The 23,522-nt window shown below is 70.0% G+C and carries 2 protein-coding genes; both read left to right on the top strand.

Annotated elements, in window-relative coordinates:
• Window positions 1-154 precede the first annotated feature (154 nt).
• Complete coding sequence (locus NA10_RS06960; protein ID WP_169812539.1) at window positions 155-23,254, top strand: non-ribosomal peptide synthetase; 23,100 nt, start codon at window positions 155-157, stop codon at window positions 23,252-23,254.
• A complete protein-coding gene (locus tag NA10_RS06965; protein ID WP_067564771.1) occupies window positions 23,251-23,475 on the top strand; it encodes an MbtH family protein in 225 nt (74 codons plus the stop codon). Before NA10_RS06960 ends, NA10_RS06965 begins: the two co-directional genes overlap by 4 nt.
• The last annotated feature ends 47 nt before the right edge of the window (window positions 23,476-23,522 follow it).

Here is a 23,522-nt window from a genome sequence, read left to right on the forward strand (position 1 = left end):
GTCTGGACGACTTCCTCTGGAGCTTTGCAGAAATGTTGCTGCATGCCCTAAGGGCACCGTCCAGATCCTCTATCGGCGATTGGAGTGTTCTATGACCGCACTGACCTCGGAGCCCGCGGGTCGTGACGCATCGGACACCGTCTTTTCTTTTCCCTTGTCCGAAGCGCAAATTGGGATATGGAACGCGCAACACATCGCACCCGACCGGCCCCTGACGGTCGCGCAGTACGTCGCGATCCACGGAGATTTCGATGTGGCGCGACTGGCACAGGCCATGCGCCTGTGTGCTGGCGATTTGCAGAGCCTTCGACTGCGTATCGTCGAGGTGGACGGCAGTCCGCGCCAGCTGGTGGGGCCGGACGAACCGGTCGATATCGCGCGCCACGACTTCCGTTCCTGCGATGAGCCGCGGGCGGCCGCCATGGACTGGATGCGCCGCGATGCCGCCGTCTCGATACCGCTGCTCGGCGAGCGCCTCTTCACCAGTGCCGTCCTGCGCACCGGCGCGGACGAATACCTGTGGTACGCCAAGATGCATCACATCGCCATCGACGGTTACGGCGCCATGCTGCTGGTGGCGCGCATCGCCGAACATTACAACGCGCTCACCGACGGCAGCGCGCCGAGCCCGCTGTCCGCGGGCGAGCTGTACGCCATCTACGAGTCCGAACGCGCCTACCGGGATTCGCCCGATTTCACCGAGGATCAGCGCTACTGGCGCGGGCGTCTGAACGCCATCGGCGCGATCTTCAGCCTCAGCGACCGCTACGGTCCCGCCGAGACCGATCGCCGCATCGAGAGCGGTGTGCTGGATCCCGCTCGTATCGCCGAACTCGATTCGGTGCGTGCCCGATTCGGCGCTTCCCGCCCCGCCCTGCTGACCGCCGGCGTGGCCGCGTACCTGGCCGCGGTCACCGGACGCTCGGAGGTCACCCTCTCTCTGCCGGTCACCGCCCGTACTACGCCGGAGCTGCGTATGTCCGCCGGGTACGTCTCGAATGTGGTGCCCGTGCGGGTCGAGATCGCCGCCGAGACCACCGTGGCCGAGTTGGTCGGCGCGGTCGATCCGAGCATTCGTGACGCGCTGCGGCATCAGCGCTATCGGCACGAGGATATGCAGCGAGATCGGGGCGTGGCGGGGGAGCACCGCAGCCTGTTCGGTCCCGTAGTCAATATCATGCTGTTCCACAACGGAATTCGCTTCGGCCCCGCCGAGGCGACCATGCATCTGCTCTCCACCGGTCCGGTGGAGGATCTCTCGATCAATATCTACAACGGCGCCGGACCCGGCGAGCTGCATATCGACTTCATCGGCAACCCCGCGCGCTACACCGCGGACGAACTGCGTGCCCACCACCGCCGGTTTCTGGACTACCTCGCCGAATTCCTCCGCACCGCACCGGAAACGAACCTCTCACGGGTGACGGTCATGGGTCCGGCGGAACGTGAGCTGGTACTGCGGGATTGGGCGCTCACACCGTCGCTGGTGCGCGATGGCGACCAGACGCTGGCCGATCGATTCGACGCGACGGTCGCCGAGCACGGCACCGCGACGGCGGTGCGCTGTGACGGGGTGGGGCTGAGCTACCGGGAACTCGATGAACGGGCGAATCGACTGGCTCGCACACTGATCGAGCACGGGGTCGGCCCCGAAGCCCTGGTCGCGGTGGCGCTGCCGCGTTCGCCGGACCTCATTGTCGCGCTCTTGGCCGTGGTGAAGGCCGGTGGCGGTTATCTGCCGATCGATCCGGCCTATCCGGCGGACCGCATCGCGTACATGCTCGAGGACGCGCGGCCCGCGTGCGTGATCACCACCGCGCAGCTGCGAACGGGATTCCCGGCGGGACTGCCGCTGATCGACGTGGCGGCCGTCGACCAGACCGCGAACGGCGCACCCATTACCGCCGCCGAGCGCACGGGCGCACTCACACCGGGCAATATCGCCTATGTCATCTACACCTCCGGCTCCACCGGCCGCCCCAAGGGTGTGCAGATCCCGCACGCCAATGTGCTGACCCTGTTCGGAAATACCGCCGCCGCTTACGAATTCGATCGGCACGACGTGTGGACCCTGTTCCACTCCTACGCCTTCGACTTCTCGGTGTGGGAGCTGTGGGGCCCGCTGTTGCACGGCGGCACCCTGGTGGTCGTGGACTACGAGACCTCGCGCTCGCCCGAGTTGTTCCTGGCGCTGTTGCGGCGCGAGCGCGTGACCGTGCTGAACCAGACACCCTCGGCGTTCGCCCAGTTGGTGGCCGCCGACCGGATCGAGGCCGAGCTCGACCCGCTGGCGCCGCCACTGTCGTTGCGCTACATCATCTTCGGCGGTGAGGAGCTGGAGCCGCGCCGCTTGGCCGACTGGTATCGGCGGCACGACGGACCCGGCGCGCCGCGCCTGATCAACATGTACGGCATCACCGAGACGACCGTGCACGTCACCTACCGCGCACTGGACCGCGCGGCGGCCAACTCCGGAGGCGGCGGAATCGGCCGTGCCATACCGGGACTCGGCATTCTGCTGCTGGATACCCGATTGCGGCCCGCGCCGATCGGGGTCGCGGGTGAGATCTACGTCAGCGGTGCGCAACTCGCCCGCGGCTATCTCGGCCGGCCCGCGCTGACCGCGGCGCGTTTCGTGGCCGATCCGTACGGGGCGCCGGGCACACGCCTGTACCGATCCGGCGACCTCGGCCGCTGGAGCGCCTCCGGCGAACTCGAATACCTCGGACGCGCGGACGATCAGGTGAAGGTGCGCGGTTTCCGCATCGAACTCGGTGAGATCGAGGCCGCGCTGCTGGCGCTGGAGCAGATCCGCCAAGCCGCGGTGATCGTGCGGCGCGGTGACGCCGGCGCGGCCGATATCGTCGCCTACCTGGTCACCGAACCCGGTGCGGCCCTGGATATCCCGCAACTTCGCGGTGCCCTCGGGCAGCATCTGCCGGAATACATGGTGCCCGCGGCGTACGTGGTGCTCGAGGCGTTGCCGCTCACCGCCAATGGCAAACTCGACCGGCGGGCGCTGCCCGAACCCGTCGCGGTGACCGCCGCGTACCGGCCCGCGCGCACCCAGGCCGAGCGTACGGTGGCCGCGGTGCTGGCCGAGGTGCTCGATATCGCGCGCGTCGGTCTGGACGACGGTTTCTTCGCCCTCGGCGGCAACTCCCTGAGCGCGACCCGGGTGGCGGCGAGGATCGGCGCGGAAGTCGGTGTCGCGGTACCGGTTCGACTGGTGCTCGAGGAGACCACGGTGGCGGGACTGGCGGCCCGGGTGGCGCTGTTGCTGCCCGGGACCGCCGGTGCCGAGTTGAGCGCCCGTCCGCGGCCGCCGCGCATTCCACTGTCCCCGGCGCAACAACGAGTGTGGTTCATCAACCGTTTCGATCCGGACGCATACACGTACAACATTCCGTTCGCGGTGCGGATGCTCGGCGAACTTGATTGCGACGCTTTGGGTTCGGCGGTGGCGGACCTCATCGAACGCCATGAGCCGCTGCGCACCGTGTTCCCGGAGGACGTGGACGGCCCGCACCAGGTGATCCGGTCCGCCGCCGAGGTCCGCACCGACCTGACTCCGGTCGAGGTGACCGCGGCGCGCCTCGATGATCACCTGCATGCCTTCGCCTCTCGGGGTTTCGAGTTGACCACCGAGACCGCGCTGCGGGTTCGCCTGGTGCGGATCGGCGAGCGCGAGCATGTGCTGGCGGTGGTCATCCATCACATCGCAGGTGACGGCTGGTCGCTCGCCCCGTTCTTCGCCGATCTGTCCCACGCCTACGCGGCGCGATCGAAGGGCCACGCCCCCGAGTGGACGCCGCTGCCGGTGCAGTACGCCGACTACAGCCTCTGGCAGACCGAGACGCTCGGTGATATCGCCGATCCGTCCAGTCCGGCCGCGGCGGAGCTGGATTACTGGCGCACCCAGCTCGCGGAGCTGCCCGATGAGCTGTCCCTGCCCTACGATCGCCCGCGCCCGCCGGTGCAGTCCTTCCGGGGCGCGAAGGTGGAGTTCGCGGTGGACGCGCGGGTGCACGCGGACTTGCTGCGGGTGGCGCGCGCGGCCGATGCGACCCTGTTCATGGCGGTGCACTCGGCGTTCGCGGTCCTGTTGGCCCGGCTCTCGGGCGGTCTCGACATCGCGGTCGGCACCCCCGTGGCCGGTCGCGGTGAGCGGGGCCTGGACGGGTTGATCGGCATGTTCGTCAATACCGTGGTCTTCCGTACCCGGCCCGATCCGGGCGAGTCGTTCCGGGACCTGCTGGTGCGGCAGCGTGCGGTCGATCTCGCGGCGTTGGCGCACGCGCGGTTGCCGTTCGAGCGTTTGGTGGAGGAGCTGAATCCGGTTCGCTCCACCGCCCGGCACCCCCTGGTGCAGGTCGGTTTCTCGTTCCAGAACCTGGGCCGGATCGACGTACGATTGCCGGGAGTCACGGTGCGCGGCAGCGAGATCGAGACCGGCGTCGCCCAATTCGATCTGCAACTGGTGCTGACCGATCACTATGACGAATCCGGTGCGCCGACCGGAATCAGCGGGCATTTCGTCTATGCCACGGACCTCTTCGATCAGGCCACGGTGGCCGGGTTCGCCGATCGCCTCATCCGGCTGCTCACCGAGATCGCGGACGGCCCGGATCGGGCGATCGGTGATATCGACCTGCTCGAGCACGCGGAGCGGCAGCGTATTCTGCACGGCTGGAACGACACCGGACATCCGGTCGATCCCCGGCAGACACTGGCCGCTCTCTTCACCGCCCAGGCGGCGCGTACCCCGGCCGCGGTGGCGTTGATCGCGGATCGGGGCCGCGACCTCGAACCGGTGACGGTGACCTATCGGGAACTTTCCGAACAGGTGAATCGACTTGCCCGCCATCTGATCTCCCTCGGGGTCGGCCCGGAGGTCCGGGTCGCCCTGGCGGTACGCCGCTCGGCCGAGCTGCTGGTAGGCATGTACGCGGTGACCGTCGCGGGTGGCGTCTACGTCCCGGTGGATCCCGATCAGCCCGTCGAACGCGTGGCCGATATTCTCGCCGCCGCCGCTCCGCGCTGCGTGCTCAGCACCCGCTCGGACGCGCTGGATCTGCCGTCGGCGACGGTTCCGGTGCTCGAGCTCGACGCACTGGATCTGTCGGCGCTGCCGCCGTACCCCGTACTCGACCGGGAGCGCACCGCAGCGCTGCGCGCGGAGCACACCGCGTATGTCATCTTCACCTCCGGATCCACCGGTCGCCCCAAGGGCGTGGCGGTGCCGCACCGGGCGGTGGTGAACCAATTGCTGTGGAAGCAGCAGACATTCGGGCTGGACAGCGACGACACCGTGCTGTTGAAGACGGCCGCCACCTTCGACCTGTCGGTGTGGGAGTGCTGGTCGGGTGTGCTCGCCGGCGGCACGACGGTGATCGCGACCCCGGACGGGCATCGTGATCCGGCGTATCTGGCCGCGTTGATCCGCGAGCGGCGGGTGTCGGTGCTGCATCCGGTGCCCTCGCTGCTGACGGCATTGGCGTCCGCGCCGCAGCCGGAGCTGCCGGCCACCCTGCGGCTGGTGCTCGCCATCGGTGAGGCATTGCCCGCCGCGACCGCCCAGCGGTTCCGCCGCGCGAATCCGCATACCGCGCTGTGGAACCTCTACGGTCCGACCGAGGCCGCGGTCTCGGTGACCGCGCATCGGGTGGACGATATCGATACCGGTGGCGTCCCGATCGGCAGGCCGGAGTGGAACTCCCGGGTCTACGTGCTCGACGCCCGGCTGCGGCCGGTGCCGCCCGGTGTGGTCGGCGAGTTGTACCTGGCCGGAATCCAATTGGCGCACGGCTATCTCGGCCGAGGCGGGCTGACCGCCGAGCGGTTCGTTCCGGATCCGTTCGCTCTCGGTCCGGGCGAGCGCATGTACCGCACCGGCGATCTCGCGTCCTGGACCGCCGCGGGGGAGCTGGAGTACCACGGCCGCACCGATTTCCAGGTCAAGGTGCGCGGATTCCGCGTGGAGCTGGGCGATATCGAGGCCGCGCTGCTGGCGCGGTCCGCCGTCGACAGCGCCGTCGTGGTCGCGCATTCGGATGCGCGCCGCGGTGATCAGTTGATCGCGTATGTGGTTGCCGCACAAGGTCATACGGTCGAACCGGACAACCTCCGCGCTCGTCTCGCAACCGTGCTGCCCGCCTATATGATTCCCGCCGCGGTCATGGTGCTGCCCGAACTGCCGATGACCGCCACGGGCAAGGTGGATCGCCGGGCGCTGCCCGAACCGGTATTCCCCGTGGCGAGTTTCCGCGCGCCGGTCACCCCCGCCGAATGCGCGGTGGCCGAGGTCTTCTCGGACGTGCTGGGCGGCACGCCGATCGGCCTCGATGACGACTTCTTCGCACGCGGTGGCAACTCCCTGCTGGCGACCAAGGTCGCCGGGCGGCTCGGCCGCCTGCTGAACACGCAGGTCGAGGTGCGGGCGCTCTTCGAAGCGCCGACGGTGGGCGCGCTGGCGACCCTGCTGGCGAACCTCGCCGACGCCGCCCCGCGACCGGCCCTGACCGCCGCGCCGCGACCGGAGCGGATACCGCTGTCCTCGGCCCAGCGCCGCCTGTGGTTCCTGAACCGTCTCGACACCGACTCCGGGGTGTACAACATCGCGGTGCGCCTGAGTTTGTCCGGGCCGCTGGATGTTCCGGCGCTGGAGCGGGCGCTGGGCGATGTCGTCGCCCGGCACGAGGCGCTGCGCACCCGCTTCCCCGAGGATGGACAGGGCCCGCATCAGGTGGTGCTGCCGCCGGACGTCACGGTGCCGTTCGCACACCTGGTCACCGATCCGGAGGGCGTGGACGCCGATGTCCGGGATTTCGCCGCCACCGGATTCGACCTCACGGCCGACACCCCGCTGCGCGCCGCGCTGCTGCGCCTGGCCGCCGATGAGCATGTACTGGTGGTGGTCGTCCATCACATCGCGGCCGACGGCTGGTCGCTGACCCCGCTGGCCGCCGATCTGGTGTCCGCGTATTCCGCGCGCCGCGCGGGGGCCGCGCCGGGCTGGCGGGCGCTGCCGGTGCAGTATCCGGATTTCACCGTGTGGCAACAGGATCTGCTCGGCAGCGAGCAGGATCCGCTCAGCCCGGCCGCGCGTCAACTCGCCTATTGGCGCGAGCGCCTCGCCGGGTTGCCGGAGTGCCTGGAACTGCCCGCGGATCGCCCCCGGCCCGCGACCGCCTCTCGGCGCGGCGGGACCGTTCACGCCGAGCTGGACCTGAATCTGCATGCGGCACTGGGGAGTATCGCGCAGCGCCACGGCGCGAGCCTGTTCATGGTGTTGCACGCCGCACTGGCCGGTGTGCTGGCCCGGCTCGCCGCCACCGCGGACGTGGCCATCGGCACCCCGGTCTCCGGCCGCAGCGATCCCGCGCTCGACGATCTGGTCGGCATGTTCGTTGGCACCCTGGTGCTGCGCACGGCCGTCGACACCGGTGCGCCCTTCGCGCAGCTGCTGGATGCGGTGCGCCGTACCGACCTGGACGCCTTCGCGCACGCGGAGCTGCCCTTCGAGCGTCTGGTGGAGGTCCTCGAACCGGTCCGCTCGGCCGCGTACCATCCGCTGTTCCAGGTCATGCTCTCGGTGCACAGCGATGTCCCGGATGCGGTGGAACTGGACGGATTGCGCTGCACCACGGCCGCGGTGAACACCGATGCGGCGCGCTGGGACCTGGAGTTCACCCTCGTCGAACGGCATTCCCCACACGGCGATCCCGCGGGCGTCGAGCTCGGACTCACCTATGCCACCGATCTCTTCGACCGGGACAGCGCCGATCGCATCGTCCAGCGCCTGCTCCGGGTGCTCGCGGCGGTGGCCGCCGATCCCGAGGCGATCGTGGGCGAGCTGCCACTGCTGGACTCCGCCGAAATCGCCACGCTGGCACCGGTATCGGGACCGACCGCGGCACCGGTCGGCACCCTCGCCGAAATCTTCGACAATGCCGTCGCCCTCGATCCCGGCGCGATCGCCGTGCGCTGCGGTGACCGCGCGCTGACCTACGCCGAACTCGACAGCCGCGCCGATCGCCTGGCCCGCCTGCTGATCGGGCACGGGGTCGGTCCGGAAGATATTGTCGCGCTCGGCATTCCGCGCACCCTGGAGTGGGTGTGCGCGACGGTGGCGGTCGCGAAGGCGGGTGCGGCCTTCCTGTCGATCGACCCCGCCTATCCGCTCCCGCGCAAACAACATATGGTGACCGACTCCGGGACCCGGATCGGGCTCACCCTCGGTGCGCATCGTGGCGAACTGCCCGCCGACGGGATGAACTGGCTGGTGCTGGACGATGCGGAGACCCTCGCGGCCGTCGCGGCTCTGCCGGACGGACCGATCAGCGATGCCGATCGGCGCGCACCCTCGCATATCGGGCACCTGGCCTACCTCATCTACACCTCCGGATCGACCGGAACACCCAAGGGCGTTGCGGTCACGCATGCCGGCATCGGCAATTTCGCCCGGTCAATGGCCGAGCGCTGTGGCCTCGAATCCGGGGACCGCACACTGCTTTTCGCCTCGCCGAGCTTCGACGCCTCGATTCTGGAACTGCTGCTGGCCTGGTGCGCGGGCGCGACCGCGGTGGTGGTCCCGCCGCAGGTGTACGGCGGCGACGAGCTGGCGGAGCTGCTCGAACGCGAACGCCTCACGCACGCCTTCCTTACCCCGGCGGCGCTGGCCAGCCTGGACGCGGGCGCTCGGGCACTGCCCGACCTGCGCGGACTGATCGTCGGCGGTGAGGCGGTCGGTCCGGAGCTGCTCGAGCGCTGGGCGGACCGGCACCGGATGTTCAACGCCTACGGGCCTTCCGAGGCCACCATCGCGGTGGCGATCTCGAATGCCCTTGCCCCGCAGCAGCGAATCGTCCTGGGCGGGCCGATCCGGGGTGCGGAGCTGGCGGTGCTGGACAGCCGACTGCGCCCGGTCCCGGTGGGCGTCATCGGTGAGCTGTACATCGGCGGCGCGGCGCTGGCGCGCGGCTATATCGCGCGACCGGGCCTGACCGCGACACGCTTCGTCGCGGACCCGTTCGGCGGCCCCGGCGCACGCCTGTATCGCACCGGCGATCTGGTGCGCTGGACCGCGGAGCGCGAACTGGTCTTCGTCGGCCGCGGCGATGATCAGGTGAAGGTACGCGGTTTCCGCATCGAGCTGGGCGAGATCACCGCGGTGCTGGCCGGGTTCGAGGGCGTCCGGTTCGCGCACACCGAGGTTCGCCAGGACGAGAGCGGCCGGGCGCAGCTGGTGAGCTATGTGCTGGGAACGGACGATGCGCTCGACACCCGGGCGCTGCGGGCGCGGGCGGGGGAGCGGCTGCCCGCCCATATGGTGCCCGCCGTCATCATGCCACTGGCCTCGATTCCCCTGTCGCCCAGTGGAAAACTCGACCGCCGGGCGCTGCCGGACCCGGTGTGGGACCGCGGCGTCGAGGGCCGGGAGCCGCGCACGCCGACCGAGATCATGGTGGCCGCCGAGATGGCGGGCGTGCTGGGCCATGACCGGGTCTGCGCCGATCACAGTTTCTTCGAGCTGGGCGGCAATTCACTCGCGGCCACCACGCTGGTCTCCCGGATCGCCTCGGCCGGTGGACACCGGCTCGCGGTGCGCGAGGTCTTCGAATACCCGACACCCGAGGGCCTGGCCCGGTTGGTCGACGCGGCCGCGGGAACCGCGGCCCCGGACCGGCCACGACTGGCCGGTCGGGAGCGGCCCGCGCGCATTCCGCTCTCCTCGATCCAGCGCCGACTGTGGTTCCTCAATCAGCTCGACACCGGCTCGGGCAGTTACAACATCGCCATCGATGTGCGCCTGCGCGGCGTCCTGAACGAACCCGCGCTGCGGGCCGCGCTGGCGGATCTGCTTGCCCGGCACGAGATTCTGCGCACCGTGTACCCGCAGGACGAGCTGGGGCCGCATCAGGTGGTGCGCCCGGTGCACGAGGTGCCCTCGGTGCTGGAGCCGCTCAAATCCTCCCCGCTGGAGTTCGCCCTGCACCTCCAGGTGGCGGCCGCGGACGGCTTCGATCTGACCCGGGATCTGCCGGTGCGAGCCGTGCTGCTGCGCACCTGGGGCGAGGAGTACGCGCTGCTGCTGGTGGTGCACCACATCGCCATGGACGGCGCGTCGCTGGCCCCGCTGGCGGCGGATCTGCGGACCGCCTATACCGCCCGCTGCGCCGGACAGGCCCCGGAGTGGACCGAACTGCCGGTGCAGTACGCGGACTTCGCGCTCTGGCATCGGGAGCTCCTCGGTGCCGAAGATGATCCGAACAGTGTTGCCGCACAACAGTTGAAGTACTGGCGGTCGCGGTTGTCCGGCCTGCCGGACTGCCTCGAACTGCCGACGGACCGGTCGCGTCCGGCCGTCGCGACCCAGCGCGGCGATTCGGTGCGGATGCGGGTGGATTCCGAACTGCACAGGCGGGTCACGGCATTGGCACGCCGCCACGGGGCCAGTGAGTTCATGGTGCTGCACGCGGTGCTGGCGGTATTGCTGTCCCGGCTCGGCGGCGGCGGCGATATCGCCGTCGGGACCGCGATCGGCGGGCGCGGTGAACCCGAGCTGGACCGGTTGATCGGCGCGTTCGTCGGCACCGTGGTGCTGCGCACCGCCGTCGATGTGCGCACGCCCTTCGCCGAGCTGTTGCGTACGGTGCGCGATCAGGACCTGGATGCCTTCGCGCACAGCGAGATCCCCTTCGAGCGACTGGTCGAGGTACTCAATCCGGTGCGCTCGACCGCGCACCATCCGCTGTTCCAGGTCAGTCTCTCGGTGGACGATTTCGGCTCGGCCGCACCGCGATTGCCCGGGCTCGAGGTCGAGGTGCACCAACTCGACTCGGTGGTGGCGAAATTCGATCTGCAATTCGCCTTCACTCCGGTGGCCGAGGAGGGCGCGGGGCTCGAACTGTGCCTCATCTACGCCACCGATCTGTTCGACGAGGAGACCGCGGCCGAGTTGACCCGCCGATTCCTGCGCGTGCTGAGCGCGGCGGTCTCCGAACCCCGCAGTGCGGTAGGCGATCTGGAGCTCCTCGCGCCCGCCGAAGCACGGGCGCTGGCCCCGGTGCGGGGGCCGGTCGCCGATCTGGTGTGCACACTGCCCGAGCTCTTCGCGACCGCCGCGGCCGATCCGGACCGGACCGCGCTGAGCACCCCGGGCCGTACCCTGACCTATCGCGAACTCGACGAATGGTCGAATCGGCTGGCGCGCACCCTGATCGCACAGGGCGCGGGGCCGGGCGAGATCGTCGCCCTCGGCCTGGCCCGCTCGGTGGAGTCGGTGGTCGCCACGCTCGCGGTCGCCAAGACCGGTGCGGCGTACCTGCCGGTGGATGTCCGGCATCCGGCCGACCGAATCCGGCATATGCTCGCCGACTCCGGGGTCCGCATGGGCCTGACCACCGCGGCCGATCGTGCGCTGCTGCCCGGCGATCCGGCGGTGCGCTGGCGGCTGGTCGATGACATCCCGCCGGGCGAATCGACTGCGCCGGTGACGGATTCGGACCGAACCCGGACACTGACCGTCGACGATATCGCCTACGTCATCTACACCTCCGGCTCCACCGGCGTTCCCAAGGGCGTCGCGGTGCCGCATCGCGGTCTGGCCGCGTTCGCCAGGGAGCAGCGGGACCATTACGGTCTGGACGCCCGCAGTCGCACCATGCATTTCGCCTCGCCCAGCTTCGACGCCTCGGTGCTGGAATTGCTGCTGGCATGGTGCGCCGGGGCGACCATGGTGGTGATCCCGTCCGAGGTTTACGGCGGCGACGAACTCGCGGTCCTGCTCGAATTCGAAGCCGTGACACACGCGTTCATCACCCCCGCCGCGTTGGCCAGTATCGATCTCGTGCGCTGGGAGCTGCCGGAGCTGCGCTGCCTGGTGGTGGGCGGCGAGGCGGTCGGCGCGGATCTGGTGGCGCGCTGGGCAGTCGGCCGGGACATGTTCAATGCCTACGGGCCCTCGGAAGCGACTGTGGCACCGGTCCTCTCGCGGGCGCTCGCCCCGCACCGGCCGGTGCTGCTCGGGCGTGCGATTCGCGGCGCCGAGCTGGCCGTGCTCGATACCCGGTTGCGGCCGGTGCCGGTGGGTGTGGCGGGTGAGCTGTATATCGCGGGCGCGGGTCTGGCACGCGGGTATCTCGGCCGGGCCGGTCTCACCGCCGCGCGGTTCGTGGCCAATCCGTTCGCCGCGCCGGGGGAGCGGATGTATCGCACCGGTGACGTGGTGCGCTGGACCGCCGCCGGCGACCTGGTCTTCGTCGGCCGCGGCGACGATCAGGTGAAGATCCGCGGGTTTCGAGTCGAGCTCGGTGAGATCAGCACCGTGATGGCGGGTCTGGAGGGAATCCGCTTCGCCCACACGGAGATTCGGCAGGATACGGCGGGGACCCCGCGCATTGTCAGCTATATCCTGCCCGTCGAGTCGATGGAGCCGGATGTGCGGGCTCTGCGCGCTGAGGCGGCGCGGCGACTGCCCGCCTATATGGTGCCCACCGCCGTCGTCCCGTTGGCGGCCATCCCGCTCTCGCCCAGCGGCAAACTCGATCGGCGCGCACTGCCCGAGCCCAGTTGGGATCTCGGCGAAGGACGCGCACCCCGGACGCCCAGCGAGATACTGGTGGCGGCCGCGGTCTCCGAGGTGATCGGCTGCGCATCGGTCAGTGCCGATCACGACTTCTTCGAACTCGGTGGCACCTCGCTCACCGCGACCCGGCTGGTGGCGCTGCTCGCCGCCCGGACCGGACGCCGGCTCGGCGTGCGCGCGGTCTTCGAACACCCCACCCCCGAAGCTCTGGCGCGCGTCGTGGACGAGATGCTGGCACAGGATGATCCGGATCTGCCGGAACTGTCCGCGGTACGGCGTCCCGAGCGGATCCCGCTCTCGCCCGCACAGCAGCGGCTGTGGTTCCTCAATCGATTCGACACCGATTCGGGCGCGTACAACATTCCGGTGGCGCTGCGGCTGGACGGCGCGCTGGATACGGCCGCGCTCGGTGCGGCGCTGCGCGATGTGATCGAGCGGCACGAATCGCTCCGGACCGTCTTCCCGCGCGATGCCGACGGCCCGCACCAGGTGGTGCTGGCGATGACGGCGCGCGAGATCGAGGCGGGGGTGCGGCTGCCGGTGGTGCGGGTGGCCGCCGATGCGGTCGGTGATCGGTTGTGCGAGTTGGCCGCCCGCGGTTTCGAACTGGCCACCGAACCGCCGGTGCGCGCGGAGCTGTTGTGCGTGGATGAGCACGATCACGTGCTCGTGGTGGTGCTGCACCATATCGCCGCCGACGGCGGGTCCGCCGCGCCGCTCGCGGCCGACCTGGCGACGGCCTACACCGCCCGCCGCGCCGGTCGTGCGCCCGAGTGGACCGAACTGCCGGTCCAGAACGCCGATTTCAGTGTCTGGCAACACGAATCGCTCGGCGACGAGGCGGACCCCGACAGTCTCGCGGCCCGGCAGCTGCGGTACTGGACACAGCGTCTGGCGGGGATCCCCGAATGTCTCGAGTTGCCCGCCGACCGGCCCCGTCCGGCACTGCGATCGCAGCTCGGCGCCTCGGTCTCGACCCGGCTCGACGGCGCCTCCCATGCCGCGCTCGTGCGCCTGGCCCGCGATCACGACGCGAGTCTGTTCATGGTGCTGCACACCGTGCTGGCGGTATTGCTGGCGCGGCTGACCGGCACCGCCGATATCATGATCGGCACCCCGATCTCCGGTCGCGCCGATGCCCGGCTGCACGCGTTGATCGGGATGTTCGCCGGCACGCTCGCACTGCGCACGCGGGTCGACCGGGCCGTACCGTTCGCCGAATTGCTGGCGACGGTGCGCGATCACGACCTGGATGCCTTCGCGCACGCGGAGATTCCCTTCGAGCGTCTGGTCGAGGCCCTCGATCCGGTGCGCTCCACCGCGCACCATCCGCTGTTCCAGGTGATGCTCTCGGTGCAGGACGCCCTGCCCGAACTGCCGCGACTGGACGGCGTGCGGGTGGCCGTCGAGGAGATCGCGCTGGAGATCGCGAAATTCGATCTGCATTTCACCTTCACCGAATTCCGTGGCGCGCAGGGCGATCCGGACGGCCTCGACATCCGCCTGACCTACGCGACCGATCTCTTCGACCCGGAGACGGCCGAATCGCTCAGTGCGCGGTTCGTACGGCTGCTGGCCGGGGTGGGCGGGCGGCCGCAGATTTCGGTGGGCGATATCGATCTGCTCTCGGTGCCCGAACGCGCCGCGCTGGCCCCCGCGCGCGGTGTGCACGGCCCGGTTCCGGCCACCCTGCCGGAGGTGTTCACCGCCGCCGCCGTCGATCGCGAAGCGATTGCGCTGGTATCGGATTCGAGCACGCTGACCTACGGCGAACTCGATGAGCGGTCGGACCGGATCGCCCGCGCGCTCATCGCGCTGGGCATCGGTCCCGGGGATATCGTCGCGCTCGCACTGCCGCGTTCGGCGGAGTCGGTGCTGGCCACGGTGGCGGTCATGAAGACCGGGGCGGCGTTCGTGCCGATCGACACCCGCTATCCGGCCGAGCGGATCAGCCATATGCTCACCGATTCCGGTGCGCGACTGGGCATTACCGCCGACACCGCGGGGACCGCGCTGCCCGCCTCGCTGCGCCGGGTCACCCTCGATGCCCTCGAGCGCTCCGAATCGGCGGTACCGCTATCGGATTCGGATCGACTGCGCTGGCTGGGCATCGACGATATCGCCTATGTCATCTACACCTCCGGGTCCACCGGCAGGCCCAAGGGCGTCGCGGTCACCCATCGCGGCCTGGCCGGGTTCGCCGCCGAACAGCGTGCCCGCTACGACGTCGACTCATCCTGCCGGACGCTGCATTTCGCCTCTCCGAGCTTCGACGCCTCGGTACTGGAGCTGCTGCTGGCCTGGTGCGCGGGGGCGACGATGATCATCGCGTCCCCCGATGTCTACGGCGGTGACGAACTCGCCGCGCTGCTGGAGCACCAGGGCGTGACCCATGCGTTCCTCACCCCGGCGGCGCTGGCCAGTATCGACGCCGCGAAATGGCCGCTGCCGCGGCTGCGCGTGCTGGTGGTGGGCGGTGAGGCGGTCGGCGCGGAGTTGGTGGCGCGCTGGGCCGCGGGCCGGTCCCTGTTCAATGGTTACGGACCCACCGAGACAACCATTATGAGCGCGATCTCCGCACCGCTGCGCGCCGCCGAACAGGTGGTGCTGGGCGGCCCCATACGCGGTACCTCCGTCGTGGTGCTGGACGAGCGGTTGCGCCCGGTTCCCCCGGGCGTGGCCGGTGATCTCTGCATCGGCGGTGAGGGTTTGGCGCGCGGCTACCACGCGCGGCCCGGGCTGACCGCGCACCGTTTCATCGCCAATCCCTATGCGACGGTGCCCGGTGAACGCCTCTACCGCACCGGCGATGTGGTGCGCTGGACCCCGGCCGGTGAACTGGTCTTCGTCGGCCGCGGCGATGATCAGGTCAAGATCCGCGGCTTCCGCGTCGAACTGGGCGAGATCACCGCGGTCGTCGCGGAGGTGGAGGGAATTCGCTTCGCGCACACCGAGATCCGCTCGGACGCGGCTGGACGCCCGGCCATCGTCTGCTACGTCGTACCGCGGGCGCGCACCACACCGCCCGACCCGGTGCGCCTGCGCGCCCTCGCCGCCGAGCGGCTGCCCGCGCATATGGTGCCCGCGCTGTTCGTGCCACTGGAGTCGATTCCGCTGTCGCCCAATGGAAAACTGGATCGTCGCGCCCTGCCCGAACCGGTCTGGGGCGCGGTGGCGAGCGGTCGTGCACCGCGTACACCCAATGAGAAGCTGGTGGCGGCGGTCATGGCCGAACTGCTCGGTCATGACCGGGTCGACGCCGATCAGGGCTTCTTCGATCTGGGCGGCAATTCGCTCTCCGCGACCCAGTTGGTCGCGCGGATCGCCGCGGCCGGTGGTGCGCAACTGCCGGTGCGCGCGATCTTCGAACACCCGACACCGGCGCGGCTGGCACTGCTGCTGGACGGCGGGAACGGCGTCCGCGATGCCGGCCGTCCCGCGCTCACCGGTGGTCAGCGGCCCGCGCGGGTTCCGTTATCGCTTGCCCAGCAACGCCTCTGGTTCCTGAACCGTTTCGATCAGGGCTCGGCGGCCTACAACATTCCACTCGGCCTGCGGCTGGTCGGCCCGCTCGACGCCGAGGCCATGCGGGACGCGGTCTCGGATGTGGTCGCCCGGCACGAGGTGCTGCGGACCGTCTTCCCCGAGGACGTCACCGGTCCGTATCAGCAGGTGCTGGCCGAACCCGTGGTTCCGTTCGCGCGGATCGTCTCCAGCCCGCGCACGGTGGACGCCGACGCGTACGAGGTGGCGCAGGCGGGATTCGATCTCGCCGTGCAGATTCCGATCCGCGCGACCCTGCTGCGGGTCGGGCTCGACGAGCATGTGCTGGTTGTGGTGCTCCATCACATCGCCGCCGACGGCTGGTCGCTGACCCCGCTCGCCCGGGACCTGGCCACCGCCTACGCGGCGCGCTGCGCGGGTACCGCCCCGGAGTGGTCGCCACTTCCGGTGCAGTACGCGGATTTCAGTGTCTGGCAACGGGAATTGCTGGGCAGCGAGGACGATCCGGAGAGCCGGACCGCCGAACAGCTGCGGTACTGGACGCACCGCCTCGCGGATCTGCCGGAGTGCCTGGAGCTTCCGGCCGACCGCCCGCGCCCGGTGGTGGCCTCGCATCGCGGTGCCACCACCTCGGTCCGGATCGACGCCGAATCCCATGCGCGCCTGGTTGACTCGGCGCGCGCCCACGATGTCACGGTCTTCATGGTGCTGCACGCGGTGCTCGCGGTGCTCATCGCCCGTACCAGCGGCAGCGGTGATATCGCCATCGGCACGGCGGTGGCCGGACGCGGGGACGCGGGCCTGGACGAGCTGATCGGCATGTTCGTGGGCACCCTGGTACTGCGTACCCACGTCGATACCGGCGCGGGTTTCGGCGAGGTGCTCGCGGCGGTGCGCGATACCGATCTCGACGCCTTCGCGCACGCCGATCTGCCCTTCGAACGACTGGTCGAGGTACTCAATCCGGTGCGCTCGACCGCGCATCACCCGCTGTTCCAGGTGAGCCTGTCACTGACCAATATGGGCACCCCGAGCCTGCGGTTGCCCGGTATGACGGTGGAGGGCTTCCCGGTCGATCCGGGCCTGGCCAAATGCGATCTGCAATTCACCTTCACCGAAGCGGTGACCGCACAGGGTGATCCGGACGGGATCGAGATGTGCCTGGCCTACGCGACCGATCTGTTCGACGCCGCGACCGCGGACCGGTTGAGCCGTCGCTTCGTGCGCCTGCTCGCGGCCGTGCTGGCCGACCCGGACCGGCCGGTCGGTGACGCCGATGTGCTGTCCGCGTGGGAGCGTTCGGTACTGGCCCCGGCCCGGGGCGCGCGTGCCGCCGCGCCGATCACCCTGCCCGAACTCTTCGCACATGCGGTGGCGGCCGATCACACCGCTCTGGTCGCCGATGCCCGGACGCTGACCTACGGTGAGCTGGACGCCTGGTCGAATCGATTGGCGCGCATGCTGATTGGGCACGGGGTCGGGCCGGGCGAGGTGGTGGCGCTGGGGCTGGCCAGATCGGTCGAGTCGGTGGTGGGATCACTGGCCATCGCCAAGACCGGCGCGGCGTTCCTGCCGGTGGACGTGCGCCATCCGATGGACCGGATCCGGCATATGCTCACCGACTCCGCGGTCCGCTTCGGGCTCACGGTGCCGGTCGATCGTGCGGCGCTGCCGACCGACCTCGGCATCGAATGGCTGCCGGTGGACGCGGTGACCGAGCTGGCGTCGGACCCGCTCGCGGTCGGCGAACTGGTTCGGACGCCGCGGCTGGACGATATCGCCTATCTCATCTACACCTCGGGCTCCACAGGTCTGCCCAAGGGCGTCGCGGTGACCCATCGCGGCCTGTTCAATTGCGCGCAGGTGCAACGGCTTCGGTTCGACGTGCGGCGTTCGTCGCGGACCCTGCATCTGGCCTCGCCGAGCTTCGATGTGGCGGTGCTGGAACTGCTGCTCGCCTGGTGCGCGGGCGCGACCATGGTGATCGTGCCGATCGACGTCTACGGCGGCGATCCGCTGGCCGAGCTGATCGAGGCGCACGGCGTGACGCATGCGGTGATCACACCGGCCGCGCTGGCCAGTATGGACGCCGGTCGCTGGCCGCTGCCGCGGCTGCGCACCCTGGTGGTGGGCGGCGAGGCCTTCGATCGGGATCTGGTCGAACAGTGGGGCCGCGACCGTGATCTGGTGAACGGGTACGGACCGTCGGAGGCGACCATCGCCACCACCTTCTCCGAACCCCTGCACCCGGACCGGCCGATCGTGCTGGGCCGCCCGATGCGTGGGGTGACCGCGGTGGTGCTCGACGCGCGCCTGCGCCCGGTGCCGCCGGGGGTGATCGGTGAACTGTATGTCGGCGGAATCGGTGTGGCGCGGGGCTATCATCGCCGGCCCGCGCTGACCTCCGAGCGTTTCGTGGCCAACCCCTACGGTGCGGCCGGTGAACGGATGTACCGCACCGGGGATCTGGTCCGCTGGAACACCGAGGGCGAACTGGTCTTCGCCGGTCGCGCCGACGACCAGGTCAAGGTCCGCGGCTTCCGCGTCGAATTGGGGGAGATCACCGCGACCATCGCGGCCTGTGCCGGAGTTCGCTTCGCGCACACCGAGGTTCGCGAGGACGCCGGAGGGCGGGCGCAGATCGTCTGCTATGTGGTGGCCCTGGACGGGCATTCGCCCACCGATCGCCAACTGCACGACCTCGCCGCCCAGCGCCTCCCGGCGCATATGGTGCCCGCGGCCTTCGTCATGCTGGAGGCGATTCCGCTCTCGCCCAATGGGAAACTGGATCGGCGCGCATTGCCCGCACCGACCTGGACCGTGCTCGATACCGGCCGCGCGCCGAGCACTCCCGCCGAGATGGTGGTGGCCGCGGCCATGGCCGAGGTGGTCGGCCATGAGCGAATCGGCGCCGACCACAGCTTCTTCGACCTCGGCGGCAATTCGCTCTCGGCGATCCAGTTGGTGGGGCGGATCGCCGCGCTGTCGGGCTGCCGACTCGAGGTGCGCGCCGTGTTCGAACACCCCACGCCCGCGAAATTGGGTGCGGCACTGGAACGGATGCTCGGCGCCGGGGGCTCGGACCGTCCCGCGCTGATCGCCGGTCCGCGTCCGGAGCGGGTGCCGCTCTCCGCCGCACAGCAGCGCCTGTGGCTGCTCAACCGTTTCGACACTGCCTCGGGCGCGTACAACATCCCGCTGGTGTTGCGGCTGCGCGGTGAGCTGGACGCGGATGCGCTGCGGCAGGCGGTCGCGGATGTGGTTGCCCGCCACGAGGCGCTGCGCACCATCTTCCCCTCGGATTCGACGGGTCCACATCAGCGCGTACTGGGCATCGCCGAATCGGTGCCCCGGGTACCGCTGCGCGATATCGACGCCGCAGCGCTGCCGGAGTTCATCGCCGACTGCACCGGCGAGGGATTCGATGTGGCACAGCAGATTCCGGTGCGCGCCGCACTGCTGCGGATCAACCCCGAAGAGCACGTGCTGATTCTGGTCATGCACCATATCGCGGCGGACGGGGCCTCGGCCGCGCCGCTCGCGGCGGATCTGGCGGTGGCCTACGGTGCCCGGCACTCCGGCGGTGCACCCGAATGGTCCGCGCTGCCGGTGCAATACGCCGATTTCAGTCTGTGGCAGCATGCGGTGCTCGGCCGGGTGGAGGATCCGGGCAGCCCGGCCGCGCGTCAGCTGGCCTACTGGACCGGCAAGCTCGCCGACGCGCCCGACTGCCTCACCCTGCCGATGGATCGGCCGCGCCCGGCGATCCCGTCCCAGCGCGGTGCGTCGGTCCGCACGCGCATCGACGCACCCCTGCACGACGAGCTGATCGAATTGGCGCGCTGGCACGGCGTGAGCGTGTTCATGGTGCTGCACGCGGTGCTGGCGGTGCTGCTCGGCAGGCTCGGCGGCACCGAGGACGTCCTGGTGGGCACGCCGATCGGCGGCCGGGTCGATCCGCAACTCGACGCGCTGGTCGGAATGTTCGTGGGCACATTGGTGCTGCGCACCCCGGTCAGCGGCGGCGGTTCCTTCTCCGAACTGCTCGATATCGTCCGCGAAACCGATTTGGACGCCTTCGCGCACGCGGACATTCCGTTCGAGCGACTCGTGCAGGCGCTCGATCCGACGCGTTCGGCGGCGCATCACCCGCTCTTCCAGGTGATGCTGTCGGTGCACAACTCGGTGCCGGAGTTGCCGGCGCTGGCCGGGGTAACCGTCACGGTGGAAGATCCGGGATTCGAGGTGGCCAAGTTCGATCTGCAGTTCACCCTCACCGAATGCCATGCCGCGGACGGAGTTCCGGACGGCATCGAGGTGTGCCTGACCTACGCCACCGATCTCTTCGACGCCGAGAGCGCGCGGCGGCTGTGCGGACGCTATGTGCGCCTGCTCACCGCCGCGGTCTCGGATCCGGCGACCGCGGTCGGGGACCTGGACCTGCTCGAGCCGCGGGAACTGCGGGCGCTGCTGCCGGTTCGTGGTCCGGAAGCGGGTGTGCCGCAGACCTTCGCGGCACTGTTCCAGGCGGCCGTGGCCGCCGCGCCGGGTACGGTGGCGATCTGCGATCGCGAGATGCAGATGACCTACGACCAGCTCGACCGTGCCACCAACCGGCTGGCGCGGGCGCTGCTGCTGCACGATGTGGGCCCGGAAGACTATGTGGCGCTGGCTGTTCCGCGCTCCCTGAGCTCCATCCGGGCCATGCTCGCGGTGCTGAAGACGGGCGCGGCGTTCGTACCGGTGGATCCGGACTATCCCGACCGGCGCAAGCGTCACATGCTCGACGATTCCCGGGCTCGTCTCGGCATGACCGTCACGCGCTGCCGGGACAGCCTCCCCGAGGGGACGCGCTGGCTGGTGCTGGACGAGCCGGGCTTCCTGGCCGAGGTGCGGGCGCAATCGGATGCGCCGCTCACCCCGGGCGAACCGTACGGACCTGTGCACCTGGGCAATCCGGCCTACCTGATCTACACCTCGGGATCCACCGGTGAACCCAAGGGCGTCACCGTCACGCACGCGGGCCTGGCCGACTTCACCGCGGAGCTGCTGCATCGCGGTGGTGTCACCGGCCGGTCGAGGGTGCTGAATTTCGCCTCGCCGAGTTTCGACGCCACGATTCTCGAGATCCTGCTGGCGCTGGGCTCGGCCGCCACGCTGGTGATCGCCGATACCCGCGTGTACGGCGGCGCGGATCTGCGGGAACTGCTGCGGATGGAACGGATTACGCACGCCTTCGTGACACCGGCGGCCCTGGCCACGGTCGAACCGGAGGCGCTGGACGACCTCGAGATGATCATGGTGGGCGGCGACCGCACCGGACCGGAACTGGTCGAACGCTGGACCGCGGGGACGCCGTGGCGCACCATGCTCAATGCCTACGGTCCTTCCGAGGCCACCGTGGCGGCGGCGATCAGCGCACCGCTGCGGGCGGGGGCGCCGGTGACCATCGGGGCTCCGCTGCGCGGCTTCGGGCTGGCGGTGCTCGATGGCCGACTGCGGCCGGTGCCGGTCGGGGTGCCCGGTGAATTATATTTGGCCGGAACGGCTTTGGCGCGTGGCTATCATCGCCGACCGGGGTTGACGGCGGTGCGCTTCGTCGCCGATCCGGGTGGGCGGCCGGGTGAGCGCATGTACCGCACCGGTGATCTGGTGCGCTGGTCGGCCCGGCCGAACGGGCTGGAGCTGGAGTATCTCGGTCGCGGTGACGATCAGGTGAAGATCCGTGGCTTCCGCATCGAGTTCGGCGAGATAGACGCCGCGCTGGTCGCGCATCCGGGGGTCCGGGCCGCGGTCACCATCGGCTATGAGATGGCCAGTGGGGCAACAATTCTGGCTTCCTACGTATGCTGTGCCGAGGCGGCCGCGCCGACCGCCGAGGAGTTGCGCCGACAGGTGGCCGCGCTGGTCCCGGGATATATGGTTCCGCAGGCGATCACGCTGCTGGACGCGCTGCCGCTGACCCCGGGCGGCAAGCTCGACCGGGCGGCCCTGCCCGAACCGGAGCTGCTCGCCGCGTCGGACTATCGGGCGCCGGGCACCATGGCCGAGGAGCTGATCTGTGCCGCCTTCGCGGCGACACTGGGTCTGGATCGCGTCGGCGTCGACGACGGATTCTTCGAACTCGGTGGAAACTCGCTGCTGGCAACGCGATTGGTCGCCGATATCCGGGAGCGGTGCGGAGTCGAGCTGCCCATGCAGGCGCTGTTCCTGGATCCCACCCCGGCGGGCTTGGCCGCACGGGTCGGCGAGCCGGGGACCGGCTCCCGGGTCGCCGTGGAGGCGACCCTGCGCCCGCTGCTGCCCATTCGCGAGAACGGTTCGCTGCCACCGCTTTTCTGCGTGCACTCGGCGGGGGGCGTGGCATGGAGCTACACCGGGCTGCTGCCGCATATCGAGCCGGAGCGGCCGCTGTACGGCCTGCAACTGCCGCACCTGAGCGAGCGGGTCACCGACCTCGACACCGTCGAGCAGGTGGCCGACCGGTATATCCGCGAGCTGCGCGGTGTCCAACCGCACGGCCCCTACCATCTGCTGGGCTGGTCGCTGGGCGGTCTGATCGCCTATGCGATGGCCGCGCGACTGCGTGCCGCGGGCGAGACCGTGGGTCTGCTCGCGCTGCTGGACAGTCGGGTGCTCGCCGGGGAACCGCGGGTCGCCGATCCGAGTGCGGGTGAACTGCTCGCCGCGCTGCTGGGTGATGCGAGCCTGGCCGCCATGGAGATCACCGCCGAGCGCGCCGCCGAACTGCTGCGGGAGCGGCAGGGGCCGTTCGGTGCGCTCGACGCCGAGCATGTGGAGCGGCTCTACGCGGGCTATCTGGCCGGGACCGCCATGGGCTATCGGTTCCGGCCCGGCCGATACGACGGTGATCTGCTCTATTTCACCGCCACCGAACCGGATGCACCCGCCGCCGGAGGTCCGCCCGCGCCGATCGCGGGGGCGGAGCCGTGGCGGGCGCTGGTCGGCGGCACGGTGCGCGAGCACTTCGTGGCCTGCGCGCATATGGATATGGGCTCGCCCGGGGCACTGGCCGAGGTCGGGCCGGTACTGCGCGATCATCTCGGCGAATATGACTGTCTCACAACGAGTTCCCCGCCGGCCGGTACCGACCGGAACCGGCTGTACACCCGGAAGAACGAAGGAAAGGACGGCGAATGAGCGACACCAATCCATTCGACAATGCGGAGGGCCGCTTCGCGGTGCTGGTCAATTCCGAAGGCCAGCATTCACTCTGGCCGGACTTCGCGCCGGTGCCGGACGGGTGGCAGTCGGTGTACGAGGGCGATCGATCGGAGTGCGTCGACTACGTCGATCGGCACTGGACCGATATGCGGCCGAACAGCTTGATCGCCGCCATGCAGGGTGACCCGCTCCGATAGCGTCGGCTTGCGGCCGCCATCGTCTCCGATGGCGGTCGCGGCGAGGG

Source organism: Nocardia acidivorans NBRC 108247, from assembly GCF_001625085.1.
GTDB classification, from domain to species: Bacteria; Actinomycetota; Actinomycetes; order Mycobacteriales; family Mycobacteriaceae; genus Nocardia; species Nocardia acidivorans.